This is a genomic window from Moritella sp. 36 (genome assembly GCF_018219415.1).
GTDB lineage: Bacteria > Pseudomonadota > Gammaproteobacteria > Enterobacterales > Moritellaceae > Moritella.
The window spans coordinates 1,806,655-1,827,045 of record NZ_CP056120.1 but is presented as its reverse complement, the minus strand read 5'-3'; the positions used below and the strand labels follow the sequence as shown (position 1 = coordinate 1,827,045).

The window sequence follows — 20,391 nt, the reverse complement described above, 5'->3', positions numbered from 1 at the left end:
TCGCTTTATATCCTTAGTAGACAACTTATTTTTATAAATTAGACACTAAAAATCAGACTTTTTTAAAGACAAATTTATTACGATATACATAACCACTGCGTTGAAGATAAATGAAGAAAGGCTTTCCCCTAACGATGGTGGTATAAATTCATCAAACAAAGCAGCTAAAATATAAAGAGTTATTACGCAACATCCACTACCAAATATAGAAAAAAATATACTAATCTTGTTTTCTGATAAGTTAATGTAACCAGTTCTAATTACAATCAAAGTAGTGATTACTAGTACTGCAATATTCAATCCAACCGTAGGTGAAAAACCAAGCAGTCTATTTAGATAAATTGAAAAGAAAGTAAATGGTACGTATATAAAAAAAAACATACTTGAAGATTTTATAAAATTCATAATTATCCCTATCTTATACCTTTTCTTCGTTCTAATTCGGTTGAATATTTTTTCGTTTCACTATAGGAAAATTCATGTAATCCCATAATAACTAACGATGTGACTAAAACTGCTATATTTTTTGTCGATTTTCCTTGTTTGATAAGACTCCATACTGATGCACCAATACCATAACCTCCCGGATTTCAACCAACAAGACTTGATAAACGGTTTAACTCATTATGAAAACCCAAGATTTCAGTTATTAACTGATACCGACGTAAAAATCATTAATCGCTGTTTTGATCGATTCTGATATAACATGATCTTCCACTATGCCTTCTGCAGTTAAATTGCTACCAAGTAAGGGTACAGTGATGCATGCGCTATCTATGATATTTCCAGACATGGTACGAATAATTTCGTGCAGAGAATCTAACGCATGCGAGGCTCGTGGAGAGGTATTAAAAATAGCGACTGGCATATCAACAAACTCTTCGCCACTTACCAGCCAATCGAGTGTATTCTTTAACACACCACTAATGCCATGTGCATATTCAGGGCTCGATAAGAAAAGCCCATCAGCTTCTGCAAGGCTATTTTTAAGGGCGATTACACTCACAACTGTATTTGGATCTATATCTGGATTGAACAGCGGTATGCGGCCCAATTCATCAAAGAATGTAATTTCAATATGTTCTGGTGCTAGCGCTTTCATCGCCTTAAGTAGCGCCGTGTTATAAGAGTCTTTCCTTAGACTTCCCGATATTGCTAATATCTTCATTAAAAATCCTTCTATCTTTCAGTGCTTGTTCATCATTAAGCATTAACCTTAGTATCCATAATACAGTGATTTTTATTTATAAAACCACCTAGAAATCAGTCTTTAAAATAATACTTAATAAAATAATCCCTTATAATATTAATCAAGATCAACAAAGCTTTTGTTATCCAAGCCTTTCTGCACACAAGTATTTACAGCCATTAACCTCGATGTAAAAATCACATCACTCTCGATATTAAGGCCTACGTATGCAAACTCCTCTCGACCAAGCGATGTTACAAATTGCACTCGATCTCAATTTAAATTTACCGTCAGGTCATCATTACCAACGTTTGATGCAGTCGTTACAGTCGGTTCTACCTTGTGATGCCAGTGCTTTGTTCATTCTTGACGATGAAGGGTTATTATCGGCAGCTGCCGTCAATGGCTTATCAGATGAAGTATTAGGCCAACGATTCGACCCGCAGCAGCACCCTCGCCTACAAGCTATTCTAGCCAACCGAGAACCTGTGCGCTTTCCCGCAAGTTCAACTTTGCCCGACCCCTTTGACGGGTTATTAAAAGACGATCCGAATCGCTCGATAAACGTGCATGACTGCATGGGCTGTAGCTTATATGTTGAAGATCATTTGGTTGGCCTTATTACCCTTGATGCTATGCAAGTCGGTGCATTCAAACGCATTGACAATATAACCGTAGCGACCTTTGCTGCATTAGCCGCTGCAACCATTCGCAATGTAAATCAAGTTGAAGCCCTACGAAAAAGCCACCAGCAACAGCAAAATATGAACCAAGTGCTCATTCAAGAAGCCCGGAATAAAGGCGGTGAATTGGTCGGTATAAGTCCCGAAATGCAAGCCCTGCGTAACAATATCAACATGGTGGCTTATTCCAATTATGCTGTATTAATCAGTGGTGAAACAGGTACAGGGAAAGAGTTAGTCGCCCATGCTATTCACTCCAATTCCTCACGCGCAACACAACCTATGATTTACGTAAACTGCGCGGCATTGCCCGAAAGTCTGGCTGAGAGTGAATTATTTGGTCATGTTAAGGGGGCATTTACAGGTGCTATCAGTAATCGGACGGGTAAATTTGAGTTGGCCGATGGCGGCACTATATTCTTAGATGAAATTGGTGAATTACCCTTATTAATGCAGGCCAAACTACTGCGCGTTATTCAGCAAGGTGAAGTACAGCGAGTCGGTTCAGATAAGAACTTAATGATAAATGTCCGCATTATCGCTGCAACTAACCGTAATTTAACCGAAGAAGTCGCAGCAGGCCGCTTTCGTAGTGACCTGTTCCACCGTTTAAATGTATTTCCTATTAACGTGCCACCACTGCGAGACCGCAGGGGGGATGTCGCGGTATTATCTGGGCATATTCTTGATCGGGTTCGTTCACAATTTAATGTGGCTAAATTGCAACTGCACCCACAAGCATTAACCGCACTTAATCACTACAGTTGGCCAGGGAACGTACGTGAATTAGAACATACCTTAATGCGTGCAGGGTTACGGGCTATTCAAGCACAACAAAGCCTGATTTTACAACAGCACTTATCCGATGAAGTAAGCCAGACTGCCTCATTCGAAGCAGAAACAGAAATAAATGACTTGCCTACGACATCGTTTGAACTACGGGGCGCAGTAGAAGTGTATCAAACCAAGATCATTTCGCATGCCCTACAGCAATCAAACTTTGTTTGGGCACAAGCCGCAGAATTCTTACAAATGGATCGCGGTAATTTATATAAAATGGGAAAAAAACTCGGTATTAAGCCCAAAGCCTTACGTGCAGTCGCGTTAGTTTAAAACACATCAACATTGATGTACTAATCACATCAGTGTTGATGTAGTTAGTACATCAAACTCAATATGTAAAAAACATAAAATCGATAAATATCAATCAGATAAGAGTTGGCACGTTCAGTGCAATATAGATTCCGAGATCATCGTTAATTCGATATCAATAATATAATTATAATGGAGTCTTAAATGTTCTGTATTCAATGTGAGCAAACTGTTCAAACCCCTGTGTCGAAAGGCTGTTCTTATACTCAAGGTATGTGTGGTAAAACGGCTGATGTTTCAGACCTACAAGACGTACTCGTGTTTAATTTACAAGGCGTGTCTTTTTGGGCCGAGCTAGCACGTAAATACAACATCATTGATGCCGAGATCGATGCTTGGGCACCACGTGCATTCTTCTCTACGTTAACCAACGTTAACTTTGTGCCAGAGCGTATTACTGAATACACTGAAATTGCTGAGCGTTACAAAATCCAACTACGCACGCAAGTAATGGCTGCTGCAGCGGCGGCGGGCGAAGCGTTACCTGAATTATCTCCTGCTGCACAATTTGTATTACCAGCAACCGCTGAAGAAGTCATGAATTTTGCACCCGAAGCGGCGGTTAACCGTGGTCATGACGAATTACACGAAGACATTATTGGTTTGCGTTTATTATGTTTATACGGCCTTAAGGGTGCTGCAGCATACATGGAACACGCAAACGTACTTGGCCAAAGTGACGAATCAGTGAGCGGTGAATATCATCAGATCATGGCATTCTTAGGCACTGAACCGACGGATGCAAATACGTTATTAGAAACATCAATGCAAATTGGTTTACTAAACTACCGTATTATGGAAATGCTAGACAAAGGTGAGACAGATACCTTTGGTCATCCACAACCAACTCAAGTAAACGTAAAGCCGGTTGCTGGTAAGTGTATTCTGGTTTCTGGTCATGACTTACATGATTTAGAAAAGATCCTGCAACAAACCGAAGGTAAAGGGATCAATGTTTATACCAACGGTGAAATGTTACCTGCACACGGTTACCCAGAACTTAACAAATACCCACACTTGGTTGGCAACTTCGGTAGTGCTTGGCAAAATCAGCAAAAAGAATTTGCTAACTTCCCCGGTGCGATCGTAATGACATCTAACTGTCTAATCAATCCGAATGTAGGTCAATACGCAGATCGCCTATTCACCCGTAGTATTGTTGGCTGGCCTGGCGTTGTTCATATTGAAGGCGATGATTTCTCACAAGTGATCGAATGTGCCTTAGCTCAATCTGGTATTGCGCACACCGAAATTGAACACAAGATCACAGTCGGCTTTGGCCGCAATGCATTAATGGAAGCGGCACCTACCGTTATCAATGAAGTGAAAGCAGGTAATATCAAACACTTCTTCTTAATCGGCGGCTGTGACGGTGATAAGTCAGAGCGCAGTTACTTCACTGATTTAGCCGTGAATACGCCGAAGGACTCGGTAGTATTAACCTTAGCTTGTGGTAAATACCGTTTCAACAAAAAAGAATTTGGTGATATCAATGGTATCCCACGTTTATTAGATGTTGGTCAATGTAACGATACTTACTCCGCTATCCAACTGGTATTAGCATTAGCAGAAGAGTTTGATTGCGGCGTAAACGAACTGCCATTAAGCATCGTATTGTCTTGGTTTGAACAAAAAGCCATCGTGGTGCTACTGACGTTATTCGCGTTAGGTATCAAAGGTATTTATACCGGTCCGACAGCGCCAGCGTTCTTGACTGACAACTTGATCAAAGCATTACAAGATAACTTTGATATGCGCAGTATTGGTGACGTTAATGCTGACTTAGCGACCATGTTAGCGGGTAAATAATACTAGCTGGTAAATAGTATTCTCTAGCCAATGCGATCATATTCGCATTGGTTAAAGTACATTCGACACGCCATAAACCATCCAAACCTTCAATTATCACTGCGATAGGTGCAATCATGTCTTCTACAAAAACACCATCTTCAACGCTTTCTCCACCTGTACTTAAGTCTCTTAAATTGAATAGCTCAGGATTAGGTCAAGCGACACCGAAACCTTTATCACCAAAACTGAGCTTCTCACTTGGTGAAACAATCACGAAGCCCAGCTTAAAACCAGCAGTATGGTCGCCTTCGACAACACCATTAGTCTTAGTTAAGCGTGAATCAGAAACCCATGACTCGATGAGCTTTACCTTTGCAGCTGCAGATCAAGCACTATTTGATTTTAAGCCCGGTCAATTCGTCACTTTAGCAGTGAAGATAGAAAATAAAACCCATTATCGCGCCTATTCAATTAGCTCAGCACCACAACAAAAGCTGTTACGTTTGACCATTAAACGCGTACCCGATGGCTTAGTCTCTAACTGGCTTGCAGATAACTTAAGTATCGGTGATAGCTTGTCAGCATTAAACATTGCGGGTCAATTCAATAGCAGTGATTGTAAGCACAAATCTAAACTGCTGCTTATCAGCGCAGGTTGTGGTATCACGCCAGTCATGTCGATAGCAAAGACATTATTAGCGCACAATAGCGATGCTGACATTGAATTTTTACATTGTGCCCGAGATAAAGACAACGTTATCTTCCATGATGAAATGCAGACCTTACTTACGCAATATAGTAATTTCAAAGTGCAATTGCTATTAGAAAACAGTGACGGCTTTGCGAGTTTCAGTGCTAATGACAATACGAATGAAAAGACGAATAGCAGAGCCTTGTCGCATCAAACAGGCATGGTCACTGCCGATGTGATTCAACAGTTGTATCCAGATCTAAATCAACGCACTATTTTCCTATGCGGTCCTGTCGGCTTCATGAAAGCGGTTGAAAATATAGCCCAAGAAAGTGACTTTGATATGGCCAACTTCTTCCAAGAAAGCTTTACACCTGCAGCAGATAACAAACAACAAGATCAGATCTCATCAGGCGCTACAGAAACAAGTGTCATGCTACACGTCCCTGACTTTGCGGTTGAAGCAGAAGTCATTCAAGGTTCATTGTTATTAAATGCATTAGAAAAGCATGGCGTTCCCGTTATTGGTGCATGTCGCGCCGGGGTTTGTGGATCTTGCAAGTGTAAAGTAACCAAAGGTTCAGTAACGTCGACAAGTACCGAGACCCTCACCGAAGAAGATGTTGAGCAAGGGTTTGTATTAGCCTGCTCAAGTACTCTTAAAGATGATGTGACTGTCGCATTAAGCTAATGAATCATCTTGTGACTTAAATCCTGGTTCCCAATTCGATAATACAGCCATAGTACACCGCTACTATGGCTGTATTATCGAATTTTTCGACCCAGTGTTATATTACAGTTAATGCATTACGTTACATATCTTACATTTACCCCTAATAGGTTACATTCCGTTACATTTCATTATGTTTAATTACATTTGCATCATGATAGGATTATTGCTTATCAAAACAATAACCGAAGGAAAGAGTTATGATCTATGCAGCACCAGGTACTCAAGATGCACTTGTTAATTTTAAACCGCGTTACCAAAATTTCATTGGCGGCCAATGGGTAGAGCCACAAAACGGCTGTTACTTTGATAACATTAGCCCAATAAATGGCGAAGTCATCTGTCAAATACCACGCTCAAATCACCTTGATATCGAACTTGCACTAGATGCCGCCCATAAAGCCAAAGATGCTTGGGGTACTACATCTGTTACTGCCCGTTCTAATATACTGCTAAAAATAGCCGATCGTTTAGAAGAAAACCTGACTCAACTCGCAATAGCAGAAACCTGGGATAACGGTAAAGCAATCCGAGAAACATTAGCTGCAGACATTCCTTTGGCGGTTGATCACTTCCGTTATTTCGCAGGTTGTTTACGTGCTCAAGAAGGTAGTATCGGTGATATTGACGAAAACACAGTGTCTTATCACTTCCATGAACCTCTTGGAGTCGTAGGTCAGATCATTCCTTGGAACTTCCCTATTCTTATGGCTGCATGGAAACTCGCACCTGCACTGGCTGCTGGTAACTGCGTGATCCTTAAACCTGCAGAGCAAACACCTGCATCTATTTTAGTATTAATGGAATTAATTGAAGATCTATTACCAGCCGGTGTACTGAATATCGTCAACGGTTATGGCGCTGAAGCAGGTCAAGCCCTTGCTAGCAGTACTCGTATTGCTAAAATAGCCTTTACTGGTTCCACTCCTGTTGGTTCACATATCCTGAAATGTGCAGCCGAAAACATTATTCCATCAACGGTCGAGCTGGGCGGAAAATCACCGAACATCTTCTTCCCAGATATCATGGATCATGAAGATGCTTATCTAAGTAAATGTATTGAAGGTGTAGTACTCGCCTATTTCAACCAAGGTGAAGTCTGTACTTGCCCATCTCGATTACTGGTTCACGAAGACATCTACGAGCAATTTGTCGCTAAGATCATCGAACGTACCAAATTAATCAAACGTGGTAACCCGCTAGATACCGAAACTATGGTTGGTGCGCAAGCGTCACAAGAGCAATTTGATAAGATTTTAAAGTATATTGAAATTGGTAAAGCTGAAGGCGCAGAGCTACTCATTGGTGGCGATATTGAAGAAGTACATACCGATTATGAAGACGGATTTTATATCCAACCAACGCTGCTTAAAGGCACGAATGATATGCGCATCTTCCAAGAAGAAATTTTTGGACCAGTGATCGCAGTAACCACCTTTAAAACCGAAGAAGAAGCGCTTGAATTAGCCAATGATTCTGAATTTGGCTTAGGTGCGGGAGTTTGGAGTCGCGACATGAATGTAGCTTACCGCATGGGCCGTAAGATCCAAGCAGGCCGCGTATGGACGAACTGTTACCACATGTACCCTGCCCACGCAGCGTTTGGTGGATATAAAAAATCAGGTGTCGGCCGTGAAACTCATAAGGTTGCTTTAGAGCATTACCAGCAGACCAAAAATTTACTGGTCAGTTATGATGTGAACCCGCTAGGTTTTTTCTAATTAAACCTCCCTCTATTCTGATTTAATAAATTAGCAGCTTAATGGTTAGCCCATTATCGTTAAGTTGCTAAATTAAACCTCTGCCCCTAATCAAAAAAGCCTCCAATTAGGAGGTCAAATTAAATAAACCACTAAAATGGATTTTTATTATGAAGTTAAAAGTTTTACCAATATCTTTACTCACAGCACTATTGTTTAGTACCTCAAATTATGCGGCACTAGGAGAGCATGATGTTAATTTTGACAACGATGCTTTAACTCATAAACATAAAGTTCGTGACTTTAAATTTTATGCATCTCTGTATGAGAAAAAATCTAATAAGCTTGATCGTATTTTACAAAGAAATCAAAGCAACCAAAAAAAGATTAAAGCTATTTCTAAATTATTCTTAAATTCGTCCTATGTGAAAAACCGTCTTATTGGCTCTGATATAGAAAAAGAAAGGTTTGTAGCAGATTTCAGATCATTAGATTGTTTTACCTTTTTAGATTATGTAGAAGCTTTAAGAAAATCATATGATTTCTCATATGATTTTTCAGATAATTTAATCAACACGCGATATAAAAATAGTGAAGTAAATTTTTTATTAAGAAAACATTTCTTTTCAGACTGGACTTATGTAGATGATAATGGGGACAGAAATGCTGAAGATGTGACAGAAGATTTAACAGATAACACGAAAACGATACAAAAAGAATTAAATCAAAAAGAGAATGGTGGAACTTACATCGCGGGATTAGCAATAACCTCAAGAAAAATAACATATATTCCTGGGGAAAGTATAGATGACAGTGTAGTGAAGAATCTTAAAAATGGTGACTACATTGGTATATATACAAACATAAAAGGACTAGATGTAACCCATACTGGGATATTCATTAGAGGAAAAAATGGACCTGTATACAGAAATGCATCATCTATCTCTAAAAATATGAAAGTCGTTGATACACCATTTTTAGAGTATGTTCAGGATAAACCTGGAATTGTAGTCTACAGAGCACTTTAAAATTTCGATTAACTCAACATATTTTTATGACGATGCTGATATGACTGCTACTAATGAAATCTAATTCAAAACTAACCTGTGTTATCTGCATGCCTGTTTTAATCAGTTCAGTCGCTTTCTTCAAACGTTGCTGCTGTTGAAATGCCAAGGGTGTACAACCAAGGTGTAATTTGAATTGATTAGCAGCTTAACGATGACCTCATTACCTTTAAGCTGCTAAATTAGGTCTATAACCCTGTCATTGAATATTTGAAATTAATTAAAAATAGATAAACCTACGTTTATTTATTATTTGTGTGAGCATTCAGTGTCCCCCTACAGCTTGGTGAGCTTCCGAGAAATTCCCAATTATTCCCACTGGTGCCATTACTTGGGAAATTACCATAAGACGATGATTGAAGCTTGAAATAGTCAGTACGATTCATTGCATAAATGTTTATATATTTGTAGATGTCTCCTGGATTACCGCGAAGAGAAGGATCCCAAAAGTGACAAGCTGGAAGTCTACTGTGAACTGTATTACTACCCTTCTCTGCGCCTGAAGCACCTATGTTTTTTACAGTAAGTGCACCGTTGTCATAGGTGGCACTACTAAACTGGCTGTGATATAGCGCATCAGTAAGAAATACAGGCGTGCCAGTAAAGGGACCGACTCCATTTTTAAAAAATTGGAAATAGTGTTCATGGCCAGCCAATATTGCTATCGGTTTATAGGTATCCATAATAGATTGTAATCTGGCTAAATCTGTTGGTGATGAATCTTTAACTACATGGTCGTCAGCATCATGCATATTAATAATAATGTCCTGTACATTTCTTTGTTCCGCTTTCTTTAAATCATCTTCGAGCCAGTCTAGTGAATTTTTGATACGATAATCAACACCAATGCTACCATCACCTATGGTAGCTGTGTATGTTGGGTAGTTTTGAAGTTGAACAAAGTGTACTCCTTTATAGTCCCAAGAATAAGCCAGACTTCCAGTACCGTTGTAAAGCCCCTCGTCGACCCAATCAGAACTAAAATTAAGTAGTGTCTCGGAGTATTTCATTATGAAATACTCCATATTGTTAACACTGTTAGCAGCACATCCATCTGCACCACCTCCAGTGCCTATGTCCCAACAATCGCCAATACTATTGGCATAGTCATGATTACCAAGACCAAGATAAAAAGGAAGGTTTATACTCGCCAATGTACTCAACGTAGCTCTCCATGATCTCGGCCTGCCATATTCAGTTATATCACCATTAGCAATACCAAAGTCATGAGGATTTGTTTGAATATAACGATTGATAGATTCTACGCCCTTATTCACAGCGTCGCGCCAAGGTTTGTTGTCCTCGTCAACAGGCTCAGTAGTTTCACTTCGGAATGATTGTGGGTCAGGGGTTAGAATAAAACTAAACTTATTTGATTCTGGCGTGAAATCTCTTCCAATCCTATAATTAATGAGTACTGTTTCGTCATCATCCGCTTTTTGCTTACCGCAACCAGGGTAATTGTCAGGAGTCTCTAAGTAAATTCCAAATCCGTCTGTGCCACACTTGGGTTCAGTCCCGATCCATTCATTAATATCCCACGAATTCGTAATCCAAGATCCATCGAAGTACGATGTTGTAGTATAAGTATCAAGAATATTCATGTCCTTATCTTTAAGCGTGTACGAAAAGGTGACATGACCTTCATCCCCCCTTATCTCCCCCAAGTATCCGTTAATGTCACTAGCACAAAACATGTCAGTTCTCCCTGCCGGGATCAAAAAAGCATGTTGACGTGTTCTTCGGTCTAACGTGCGACCTTCAATCGCGCTTCTTACCGTAACATAAAGATCGCTATTGTGAGGTGTAAGCGTTTGAGCACAGAGCCTTGCACGAGCCACACCCCAGATTGTTGCTGACTTCAGGTTTACCTCGCTTGCTGGTTCTATATCATTTTCTTTATTCGGTATTAAATTACACCCTGTAAGAAAACTTGACATGGCAAGCGTAAATAAAAATTTTTCCTTAAATTTAAAATTCATACTATTCCTTTGTATATTTTTATATAAATAAAATCTTAGTTAAGGAGCGTTGTTCATCCATGATTAGTTTTTGATCAACATGGTAAAAGGGAGATAATTACTTTCGTCAAAAACCAACAACACTCAATTACCATGCAAAATAATACTAACTTATACATAATATTAAACACAATAAAAATAGATGTATCATATTGATTATATTATAACAAAAAAGAATATAGGTAAGTTTTACAAGTATCAGAAGCCCCACTATAACGAATATAACTAACACATAATAACTTGCATTTTATTGCTAACTAATAGATCATTTGTATAGTCAATTAAGTTTAATTGATTACGCCATTATACTGCTATTAAAGTTAGATGTTATTAAGGTTAGACGTTATGAACAGTTCGCCGCGCTATATTCAAATCCAAGACTTCATTCTTGAAAAAATCAATTCTCACGTTTGGATGCCAGGAAGCAAGATCCCGACAGAACTCGAATTAACCAAACAGTTTAGTGTTAGCCGCATGACGGTAAATAAAGCGATCCGCGATTTAGTCAACAAAGGTCTACTGGAAAGAACGCCACGATTAGGTACGTTTGTCTGCCAGAAAAAGATAGAGTCATCACTGAGTGATATTCGTAATATTGCTGATGAGATCCGTCAACGTGGTAAAAACTACAGCAATAAAGTGTTAACGAAAGTGGCTATACAAGCGGATGATGAGATTGCTATGAGACTAGGCGTTAAGCTTGAAACACCTATATTCTTCAGTGAAATCATTCACTTTGAAGATGATATTGCACTGCAACTTGAGTTACGCTGGGTTAATCCAGAATTTGCACCAAACTATCTCGAACAAGATTTCAATCTGGCGACACCCAATGAATACCTCACCAAAAACTGCCCATTAAGCTCGATTGAACATACTGTTGAAGCAATAATGCCAAGTGCCTCTATTCAGCAGCACTTGAATTTAACAGCGCAACAACCTTGTTTATTACTCAATCGTCGCACGTGGAGCAAGCAAGATTTAATCAGTGTTGCGCTACTGTATCATCCAGCAGATAAATACAAACTCAGCCTAAAAGCCGAAATATAGCACCCGTATTAAAATCATTATGCCAAACAATGTGTCGGTTTTTTCAAATCGACCATGATCAAAAAAACACATTCATTTCATTAACAAAACCAGTACTTAGTCACAACAAGTTAATTTAAAACTTGCCATTTATATCTAAATTGTCTATTTATTTGTATATACATTAAATGACGTGAGATTCTGATGAGTTTACTGCTAACGAATACAACAATTGTATCCATGGATCAAAGTGATTCAGATTACCAAACACAGCCTCATTGTTTCATTGCAATTACCCACGGCAAGATAGTCGAAATAGGTCCAATGCAGCAGTGCCCGTCAGCAGACTACTCACACATTATCGATTACCAAAACCGCCTTATTACACCGGGTCTTATCGACAGTCATACCCATCTGGTTTTTGCAGGTAACCGTGCCAAAGAGTTTGAGCAACGCTTAACTGGTGTGCCGTATGAAACAATCGCCAAACAAGGTGGCGGCATCCTGTCGACCGTAAACGCGACTCGCGCAGCAAGCGAAAGACAACTTGTTGAACTCGCCCTACAACGTCTATCTGCACTGACCGCAGATGGCGTTACCACGATTGAAATCAAATCTGGTTACGGCTTAACGCTGGAAGACGAATTAAAAATGCTACGCGCAGCTAAACAATTAGAGCTGCATGCCAGTATTAAAGTATCAACTACACTACTGGCCGCACATGCCGTACCACCTGAATATAAAGACAATGCCGATAGCTATATCCGCTATGTGTGTGACGAAATAATACCAGCCGCAGTTGCAGCTAAACTCGTGGACTCTGTGGATGTATTCTGCGAAGGCATTGGTTTTAACTTGGCACAAACGAAAACCGTTTTCGAGGCAGCTTTATCTTATGGATTGGGCATCAAAGGACACACAGAACAATTAAGTAACCTTGGCGGAAGTGAACTTGCCGCAACAATGGGCGCGACCTCGGTTGATCATATCGAATTCCTTGACGAGCAAGGCGTGAAAGCACTTGCTGAACATGGCACTGTCGCTACCTTGCTTCCCGGCGCATTCTACTTTTTAAGAGAAACCCAATTACCACCCATTGAATTACTGCGTCAACATAACGTGCCAATGGCATTAGCAACCGATTTTAACCCAGGTACCTCACCTATCGCATCGTTAACTATGATGATGAATATGGGCTGTACTTTATTTAGATTAACGCCTGAAGAAGCATTACGTGGTGTAACTTGCCATGCAGCGAAAGCGTTAGGGTTGCAAAATTCACGCGGCCAAATTCGAGTTGGCTATGATGCTGATTTGGCAATCTGGAATATCGAACACCCAGCACAGCTCGCTTATGAAGTGGCCACACCAAGGTTACACTCTCGCATCGTTAACGGAGAGATTTGTGATGACTAAAACAACTGATCCAGCAGGCTCTCAACATACAATAACAAATCATGCCGCGACTAATGCTGATATTTGGCAGGGTCGAATTGACGCCGAAGACGGTGAAGCAGGCATGCGTTTTCATCAAAAAGTCATTTTAATCGGAGAAGACGAACGATTAACAAATGGCAAACAACCTATAAACCACGCAGGAGTTGTCCTACTCGGTTTTGCTTGCGATGAAGGTGTAAAACGTAATAAAGGCCGTGTTGGCGCAGTACAAGCACCGGATCTTATTCGCAAAGCCCTCGCAAATACCGCATGGCATCATGACAATGCTGCTTTTACAGATAGAGATAGAGATAGAGATACAGGTACTAACACGTCAACCCTTGTTGATGCAGGTAATATCTATTGCAACGATACTGATTTGGCTGCCAGCCAAAAAGAACTGGCTAATCATGTCGAAACAGCCCTCAACCAACAAAACAAAGTGATGGTATTAGGGGGTGGGCACGAAATCGCTTGGGGAACATTCCAAGGATTAGCTCAGCATTTCCAAACAGCAAAAGTAAACAAACCGAAAATTGGCATTATCAACTTTGATGCCCATTTTGACTTACGCACCTATTCAGCAGACGAACAAGCATTCCCAACTAGCTCAGGCACGCCATTTAATCAGATAGCGAAACACTGCCAACAACTCGGCTGGGCGTTTAATTATGCATGCCTTGGTGTCAGTCGCGCCAGTAATACCCAAGCGTTATTCACCCTCGCAGATCAACTTGGAGTACATTATCGCGAAGACCACCAGCTAGCTTCTTATCAGCTTGCCGAGCGTATCGAAGAATTAATCGCATTTATTGATAACGTGGATTACCTCTATCTGACCATAGATATCGATGTATTCTCTGCGAGCACTGCGCCCGGAGTTAGCGCACCAGCAGCACGTGGGGTGAATTATGAAAGTGTCGAAGCATTACTACAACCCATATTTAACGCTAGAAATGCAGCAGGCCAAGCAAAATTGCTAGTCGCAGATTTAGCTGAATACAATCCCAATTTTGATATAGACAATCAAACTGCAAGACTTGCAGCACGATTAACGTGGGATATTACCCGCGCAATGTTTAAGTGAAAAGGAAATCCTAATGACTGATAAACGTTTAGATACGTCTCGTACTATCATTGCCCCTCACGGCACCCAACTCAACGCTAAATCATGGCAAACCGAAGCGCCATTACGCATGTTGATGAACAATCTACACCCTGATGTTGCCGAGCATCCACATGCATTGGTTGTTTATGGCGGCATTGGTCGCGCGGCGCGTGATTGGGAATGTTACGACAAAATAGTCGAAGTACTAAAACGTTTAGAGGATGACGAAACACTCCTTGTACAATCAGGTAAACCAGTTGGCGTATTCAAGACCCACAGCAATGCACCGCGTGTACTGATTGCTAACTCAAACCTAGTCCCGCACTGGGCAAACTGGGAACACTTCAACAAGCTCGATAAAGCAGGCTTGATGATGTACGGGCAAATGACCGCAGGTTCTTGGATTTATATTGGTTCACAAGGTATTGTGCAAGGTACGTACGAAACATTTGTAGCCATGGCTAAACAACATTTTAACGGCCAAGCACAAGGTCGCTGGGTATTAACAGGTGGTTTAGGTGGCATGGGTGGCGCACAACCGCTTGCAGCTACGATGGCTGGTTTCTCCATGATTGCCGTTGAATGTGATGAATCACGTATTGATTACCGCTTGCGTACAGGTTATGTCGATAAAAAAGCAACAAGTCTTGATGAAGCATTAGCGCTACTTGATGAAGCAATCAAAAACAAGCAACCAACTTCGATTGGCCTACTTGGTAATGCCGCCGATATTTTCCCTGAATTAGTGAAACGTGGTGTCGTTCCAGATTGTACTACCGACCAAACATCAGCCCATGATCCACTTAATGGCTATTTACCTCAAGGTTGGACGATGGCACATGCCGCGTCAATGCGTAAAGAAGATGAAGCGGTTGTCGTTAAAGCCGCGAAAAAATCAATGGCGGTACAAGTACAAGCCATGTTAGCACTGCAAAAAGCAGGTTCAGCAACGGTAGATTATGGTAATAACATTCGTCAAATGGCACTGGAAGAAGGCGTTGATAATGCGTTTGATTTCCCCGGGTTTGTGCCCGCCTATATTCGCCCACTTTTCTGTGAAGGCATAGGTCCTTTCCGCTGGGTTGCATTGTCTGGCGATCCAGAAGATATCTACAAAACAGATCAAAAAGTAAAAGAGTTGATCCCAGATAATCCACAGCTACACAACTGGTTAGACATGGCACGCGAACGCATTCAATTCCAAGGCCTGCCAGCACGTATTTGTTGGGTTGGCTTAAAAGACCGTCAACGTCTTGGTTTGGCCTTTAACGAAATGGTTAAAAATGGCGAACTTAAAGCGCCGATTGTAATTGGCCGAGATCACCTTGATTCCGGTTCTGTTGCGAGTCCTAATCGCGAAACCGAAGGCATGATGGATGGTTCTGATGCCGTTTCGGATTGGCCACTATTAAACGCTCTGCTCAATACAGCAAGTGGTGCTACTTGGGTATCACTGCATCATGGCGGCGGCGTTGGCATGGGCTTCTCTCAACATTCAGGCATGGTGATACTTTGTGACGGCACCGATGATGCCCATGAACGTATTAGTCGTGTATTACATAACGATCCAGCCACAGGTGTCATGCGTCATGCTGATGCGGGTTATGATATTGCCAAAACCTGCGCGGAAGAACAACACTTAGACCTACCGATGCTTAAATAATTGGTATAAATAATTTTGGAGAAAAACATGTACCAACTAACAATTAAGCCTGGACAACTTACCCTAGCACAGCTTCGTCAAATCAGTCGTGCCCCTGTGCAGGTGTCGCTCGACCCTCGCTGTTACGATGATATCCATGCCAGCACAGAAATTGTAAATAACGTCATTGCCGAAAACCGGGTTGCTTACGGTATTAATACCGGATTTGGCCTGCTTGCTAACACCCGTATCGCGCCAGAAGATCTCGAAACATTACAGCGTAGTATCGTGCTATCTCATGCAGCAGGTATCGGAGAGTTCATGAATGATGAAACCGTACGGTTGATGATGGTACTTAAAATTAACAGTCTCGCGCGTGGTTTTTCTGGCATTCGTTTATCGGTTATTGAAGCGTTAATACAACTCGTTAATGCCGAAGTTTACCCGTGCGTACCGAAAAAAGGCTCTGTGGGCGCATCAGGCGATCTCGCCCCCCTTGCCCACATGAGTACAGTATTACTGGGTGAAGGTGAAGCGCGCCATCAAGGTAACGTCATTTCTGGTGAAGAAGCATTAACGATTGCAGGCATGCAGAAGATCACGTTAGCGCCGAAAGAAGGGTTAGCCTTGTTAAACGGCACACAAGCATCTACTGCGTTTGGCCTTGAAGGGTTATTTGCTGCCGAAGATCTGTTTGCTTCAGCAACCTTATGTGGCGCAATGACAGTGGAAGCAGCGCTTGGTAGCCGTCGCCCGTTTGATCCACGCGTTCACCGAGTGCGTGGTCATCGATCACAAATGGACTCAGCAACTATGTATCGTCACATACTTGAATTTAGCAGTGAAATTGGTAATTCTCACACGGCATGTGAAAAAGTCCAAGACCCTTACTCACTCCGTTGTCAGCCACAAGTAATGGGCGCATGTTTACAGCAGATCCGTAATTCAGCTGAAATTTTCGAAATCGAAGCCAATTCAGTGTCAGATAATCCGTTAGTGTTTGCCGATGATGGCGACATTATCTCGGCGGGTAACTTCCACGCAGAACCCATTGCGATGGCCAGTGACAATCTTGCGCTTGCGCTTGCTGAGATAGGCAGTTTATCGGAACGTCGCATGGCACTATTGATTGACAGCAGCTTAAGTAAATTACCGCCATTCCTCGTAGATAATGGCGGCGTTAACTCTGGCTTTATGATCGCACAGGTAACTGCTGCAGCGTTAGCCAGTGAGAATAAGTCATTAGCCCATCCAGCATCGGTTGATAGCTTACCAACCTCAGCCAACCAAGAAGATCATGTATCTATGGCGACCTTTGCTGGGCGTCGTTTAAAAGACATGGCTGAAAATACCCGTGGTATCTTAGCGGTTGAGCTGTTGTCTGCGGCACAAGGACTTGATTTCAGAGCGCCGCTAAAATCATCCCCATTAATTGAACAGGCTAAAGCAGAATTACGTGAACGTGTCTATTTCTATGACAAAGACCGCTACTTTGCACCCGATATTGCCAAAGCTAATCAACTGCTCCTAGAAGCGGCCCACAACAAGCTTGTTGCAAGAGACATGCTGCCTAGTTTCTAACAACTTAAATAATATAAAAGCCTTAAACCCTGATTTTATACAAACATAATCAAATTTAAGGCTTTGCTATATCATTGAGCTGTCGGTCGTGGAACTTAGATAGTAATAATACTGAGACTATCGCCCCTAATAATGCAAGCCCCATATCTGATTGGGTATCCCATATATAGCCTTGTGTACCTAAAAATGCTTCAGCATTCTCTCCTGTCGTTAACGCCACCCACCATTCGATAAGTTCGTAGAACGCACTAAACGCGAGACTCACCGAGATAATAAACAGTACCCGCCAACGATCACCATTAACCACGTTCTTTCGTATCAATAATTCTCTGGCAATTAATGCAGGTACAAAACCTTGGAAGAAATGCCCGACTTTATCGTAATTATTCCTTTCTGCACCAAATAAACCATCAAAAAAAGGGACTTCGGCATACGTGTAATGACCACCTATCATCAAGACAATACAATGCGCCAAAATGAAACCATACAGTAGTGAAGTCAGTCTAAAACTATTGTAGGTTAACGCTAGAATAACAGCGCCGATGATTGCAGGCACGACTTCAAGGAACCAAGTAAATTGATCTTTTGGGTCAATACCAGACCAAATAAGTACAACTGCAAAAGTTAAAGTCCAAAAGTATTTAATAACGCTACACTCCCAAAATAATATGTATGTCGCTGAGTATATTAATGTAAACGTCATGTTAAAAGTAGAGTAAGATCAAAAAATAACCACACTCTAAACGACGATTAACACAAAATATTACCAACGAGGTACGACCTACCCTAAGTCACTGACAGCATTGATTTTAAAACACCGAAAAAACAAACGTATTGGTTAAATATATCGCAAAACATAATCGGCAGGAATGTTGAACTGGAATATTAATAAAATACTGGTAATATACCGCCCCTCACACCCTAAGTGAGAATTTTATGCAACTAAATGCATGCCAGATTGGCGAAGAAGTACCCGTAATACCGAATACCTCAACGTGTCGTAAAAGCGACAAACTGGTTCCAGCACTAACAATTGGCTTCATTAGCTTATTCTTATTGGCTGCGATCATTGACCTCCCTCGTTTCACTACCTTAATTCAAGACTTATTTTCAGCAGCTGCTGGACAATTTGGTTACTTTTGGCAATGGCTAATGGTGGCAAACTTTGCTGTTGCTTTATGCATTGCGGCAACCCGTTACGGTAAAACTCGTATGGGCCTGAAAACTAAACCTGAAATAGGCACGTTCCGCTGGTTAGCAATGATCATGTGTACGCTTTTAGCAGGTGGTGGTGTTTTCTGGTCTGCAGCAGAGCCTATTTATCATTTCATTACGCCACCTGCAAGTTATCCTGACATTACAGGATCAACTGTTGATGCAGTTGTCCCAGCACTTAGTCAAAGCTTCTTGCATTGGGGATTCCTTGCGTGGTCAGTGCTTGGCACACTCGCAACGATTGTATTAATGTATGCACATCACCATCATGGTATCAAGCTGCGCCCACGTGCGTTACTTTTCCCTATCGTTGGTAATCGTCTAGAAAACCATTGGTTTGGTGCTGTCATTGACGCATGTTCAATTATTGCGGTTGCAGCTGGTACGATTGGTCCAATTGGTTTCTTAGCATCGCAAATGGGTTATAGCCTTGAAGTACTAACAGGCCTTAAAAATGACATGAATTCTCAGCTGATGATATTAGCAGTGGTTGTGTTGATTTGTGCGCTATCAGCCGCATCTGGCATGGACAAAGGTTTACAGTGGCTTAGTCGCTTAAACGTCATTGGCGCATTTGCATTACTGCTCGCAATACTGATTTTAGGCCCAACACAATTCATTTTTGAACAGTTTGGCCGTGCATTCGCAACTTACTTGCAAGACATACCAACGATGAGCCTGACTCACGACAATCCAGGTTGGAATGTTTGGTGGACTTGGTTCTTCTGGGGCTGGTTCATTGGTTTTGCACCTATGATGGCGATTTTTATCGCACGTATTTCAGAAGGTCGTAGTATTCGTGAGTTAGTATTGGCTGTTGCCATTGGCGCTCCGATTGCAACAAACTTCTGGTTCTCGGTATTAGGCGGTACAGGTATCTTCCTCGAGTTACAAGCACCAGGCATTATTTCAGGTCCATTAAATGAAGCTGGCTTGCCTGCGGTATTGTTAGCAACATTACAACAATTACCATTAAGCGAAATTTTGCTACCTGCATTCTTGGTACTAACAACAACGTTTGTGGTTACCACTGGTGATTCAATGGCTTATTCTATTGCGATGGTTGTATCAGGCGACAATGAACCCGACCGTAAGCAGCGCATATTCTGGGCTGTTATCATGGGTTGTGTTGCTGCAGCGTTATTACTCGCGGGTGACGGCGGTTTAAATGCACTGCAATCATTCATTGTGATTACTGCTGTACCAGTATCGTTGCTTATTGCCGCAACCTTGTTAACAGGGCCAATGGCTGCAATTAAGATGACTAAAGCACAAGATGCGCTACTTGCAGAAAAAGCACTAGCAAAAGCATAATAAACAAAACAGCCTGATTAATAAGCAATGTTAGCTTAATA

16 protein-coding genes are annotated in these 20,391 nt (G+C 41.4%); 11 read left to right on the top strand and 5 right to left on the bottom strand.

Features of this window, described 5'->3' with window-relative positions; all coding sequences use genetic code 11:
- Nucleotides 1-45: 45 nt before the first annotated feature.
- Nucleotides 46-405, bottom strand: coding sequence for a hypothetical protein (locus tag HWV03_RS08225; protein WP_211679262.1), 360 nt, complete (start codon nt 403-405; stop codon nt 46-48).
- Between the two features lie 244 nt (nt 406-649).
- A complete protein-coding gene (locus tag HWV03_RS08220) occupies nt 650-1,168 on the bottom strand; it encodes an NADPH-dependent FMN reductase (protein WP_211679261.1) in 519 nt (172 codons plus the stop codon).
- Between the two features lie 248 nt (nt 1,169-1,416).
- Here HWV03_RS08220 and norR point away from each other — a divergent pair, with 248 nt between their 5' ends.
- From norR to HWV03_RS08195, 5 genes are all read left to right on the top strand, one after another.
- Nucleotides 1,417-2,985, top strand: a complete 1,569-nt coding sequence (norR, locus tag HWV03_RS08215; RefSeq protein ID WP_211679260.1) for a nitric oxide reductase transcriptional regulator NorR — start codon at nt 1,417-1,419, stop codon at nt 2,983-2,985.
- Between the two features lie 183 nt (nt 2,986-3,168).
- Nucleotides 3,169-4,833 (top strand): hydroxylamine reductase, encoded by a 1,665-nt coding sequence (gene hcp, locus HWV03_RS08210; RefSeq protein WP_211679259.1) that lies wholly within the window; start codon nt 3,169-3,171, stop codon nt 4,831-4,833.
- 116 nt (nt 4,834-4,949) lie between these two features.
- Entirely contained in the window at nt 4,950-6,197 is a 1,248-nt protein-coding gene (locus HWV03_RS08205; RefSeq protein ID WP_211679258.1) for a hybrid-cluster NAD(P)-dependent oxidoreductase, read from the top strand.
- 239 nt (nt 6,198-6,436) lie between these two features.
- A complete protein-coding gene (gene exaC, locus HWV03_RS08200; protein ID WP_211674918.1) occupies nt 6,437-7,957 on the top strand; it encodes an acetaldehyde dehydrogenase ExaC in 1,521 nt (506 codons plus the stop codon).
- A 149-nt stretch (nt 7,958-8,106) separates the two neighbouring features.
- The gene (locus HWV03_RS08195) at nt 8,107-8,964 is read left to right on the top strand and encodes an N-acetylmuramoyl-L-alanine amidase-like domain-containing protein (RefSeq protein WP_211679257.1); all 858 of its coding nucleotides are present in this window, start codon (nt 8,107-8,109) and stop codon (nt 8,962-8,964) included.
- Between the two features lie 13 nt (nt 8,965-8,977).
- Here HWV03_RS08195 and HWV03_RS08190 read toward each other — a convergent pair whose 3' ends face one another.
- Nucleotides 8,978-9,088 carry a hypothetical protein gene (locus HWV03_RS08190; RefSeq protein WP_255547178.1) on the bottom strand — a complete coding sequence of 37 codons (111 nt, stop codon included), beginning with the start codon at nt 9,086-9,088 and terminating at the stop codon, nt 8,978-8,980.
- 157 nt (nt 9,089-9,245) lie between these two features.
- Nucleotides 9,246-10,985: a metallophosphoesterase gene (locus HWV03_RS08185; RefSeq protein ID WP_211679256.1), complete on the bottom strand. Its 1,740-nt coding sequence runs from the start codon at nt 10,983-10,985 to the stop codon at nt 9,246-9,248.
- Between the two features lie 384 nt (nt 10,986-11,369).
- Here HWV03_RS08185 and hutC point away from each other — a divergent pair, with 384 nt between their 5' ends.
- From hutC to hutH, 5 genes are all read left to right on the top strand, one after another.
- Nucleotides 11,370-12,074 carry a histidine utilization repressor gene (gene hutC / locus HWV03_RS08180; RefSeq protein WP_075473456.1) on the top strand — a complete coding sequence of 235 codons (705 nt, stop codon included), beginning with the start codon at nt 11,370-11,372 and terminating at the stop codon, nt 12,072-12,074.
- A gap of 183 nt (nt 12,075-12,257) precedes the next feature.
- Entirely contained in the window at nt 12,258-13,469 is a 1,212-nt protein-coding gene (gene hutI, locus HWV03_RS08175) for an imidazolonepropionase (protein WP_211679255.1), read from the top strand.
- The gene (gene hutG, locus HWV03_RS08170; RefSeq protein WP_211679254.1) at nt 13,462-14,577 is read left to right on the top strand and encodes a formimidoylglutamase; all 1,116 of its coding nucleotides are present in this window, start codon (nt 13,462-13,464) and stop codon (nt 14,575-14,577) included. Before hutI ends, hutG begins: the two co-directional genes overlap by 8 nt.
- Nucleotides 14,578-14,590: 13 nt before the next feature.
- A complete protein-coding gene (gene hutU, locus HWV03_RS08165) occupies nt 14,591-16,261 on the top strand; it encodes a urocanate hydratase (RefSeq protein ID WP_211679253.1) in 1,671 nt (556 codons plus the stop codon).
- Nucleotides 16,262-16,288: 27 nt separating this feature from the next.
- Complete coding sequence (gene hutH, locus HWV03_RS08160) at nt 16,289-17,821, top strand: histidine ammonia-lyase (RefSeq protein ID WP_211674911.1); 1,533 nt, start codon at nt 16,289-16,291, stop codon at nt 17,819-17,821.
- 55 nt (nt 17,822-17,876) lie between these two features.
- Here the strand turns inward: hutH and HWV03_RS08155 are convergent, their stop codons facing one another.
- The gene (locus tag HWV03_RS08155; RefSeq protein WP_370629422.1) at nt 17,877-18,524 is read right to left on the bottom strand and encodes a DUF2238 domain-containing protein; all 648 of its coding nucleotides are present in this window, start codon (nt 18,522-18,524) and stop codon (nt 17,877-17,879) included.
- Between the two features lie 233 nt (nt 18,525-18,757).
- Here HWV03_RS08155 and HWV03_RS08150 point away from each other — a divergent pair, with 233 nt between their 5' ends.
- Nucleotides 18,758-20,350, top strand: a complete 1,593-nt coding sequence (locus HWV03_RS08150) for a BCCT family transporter (RefSeq protein WP_211679252.1) — start codon at nt 18,758-18,760, stop codon at nt 20,348-20,350.
- Nucleotides 20,351-20,391: the final 41 nt, after the last annotated feature.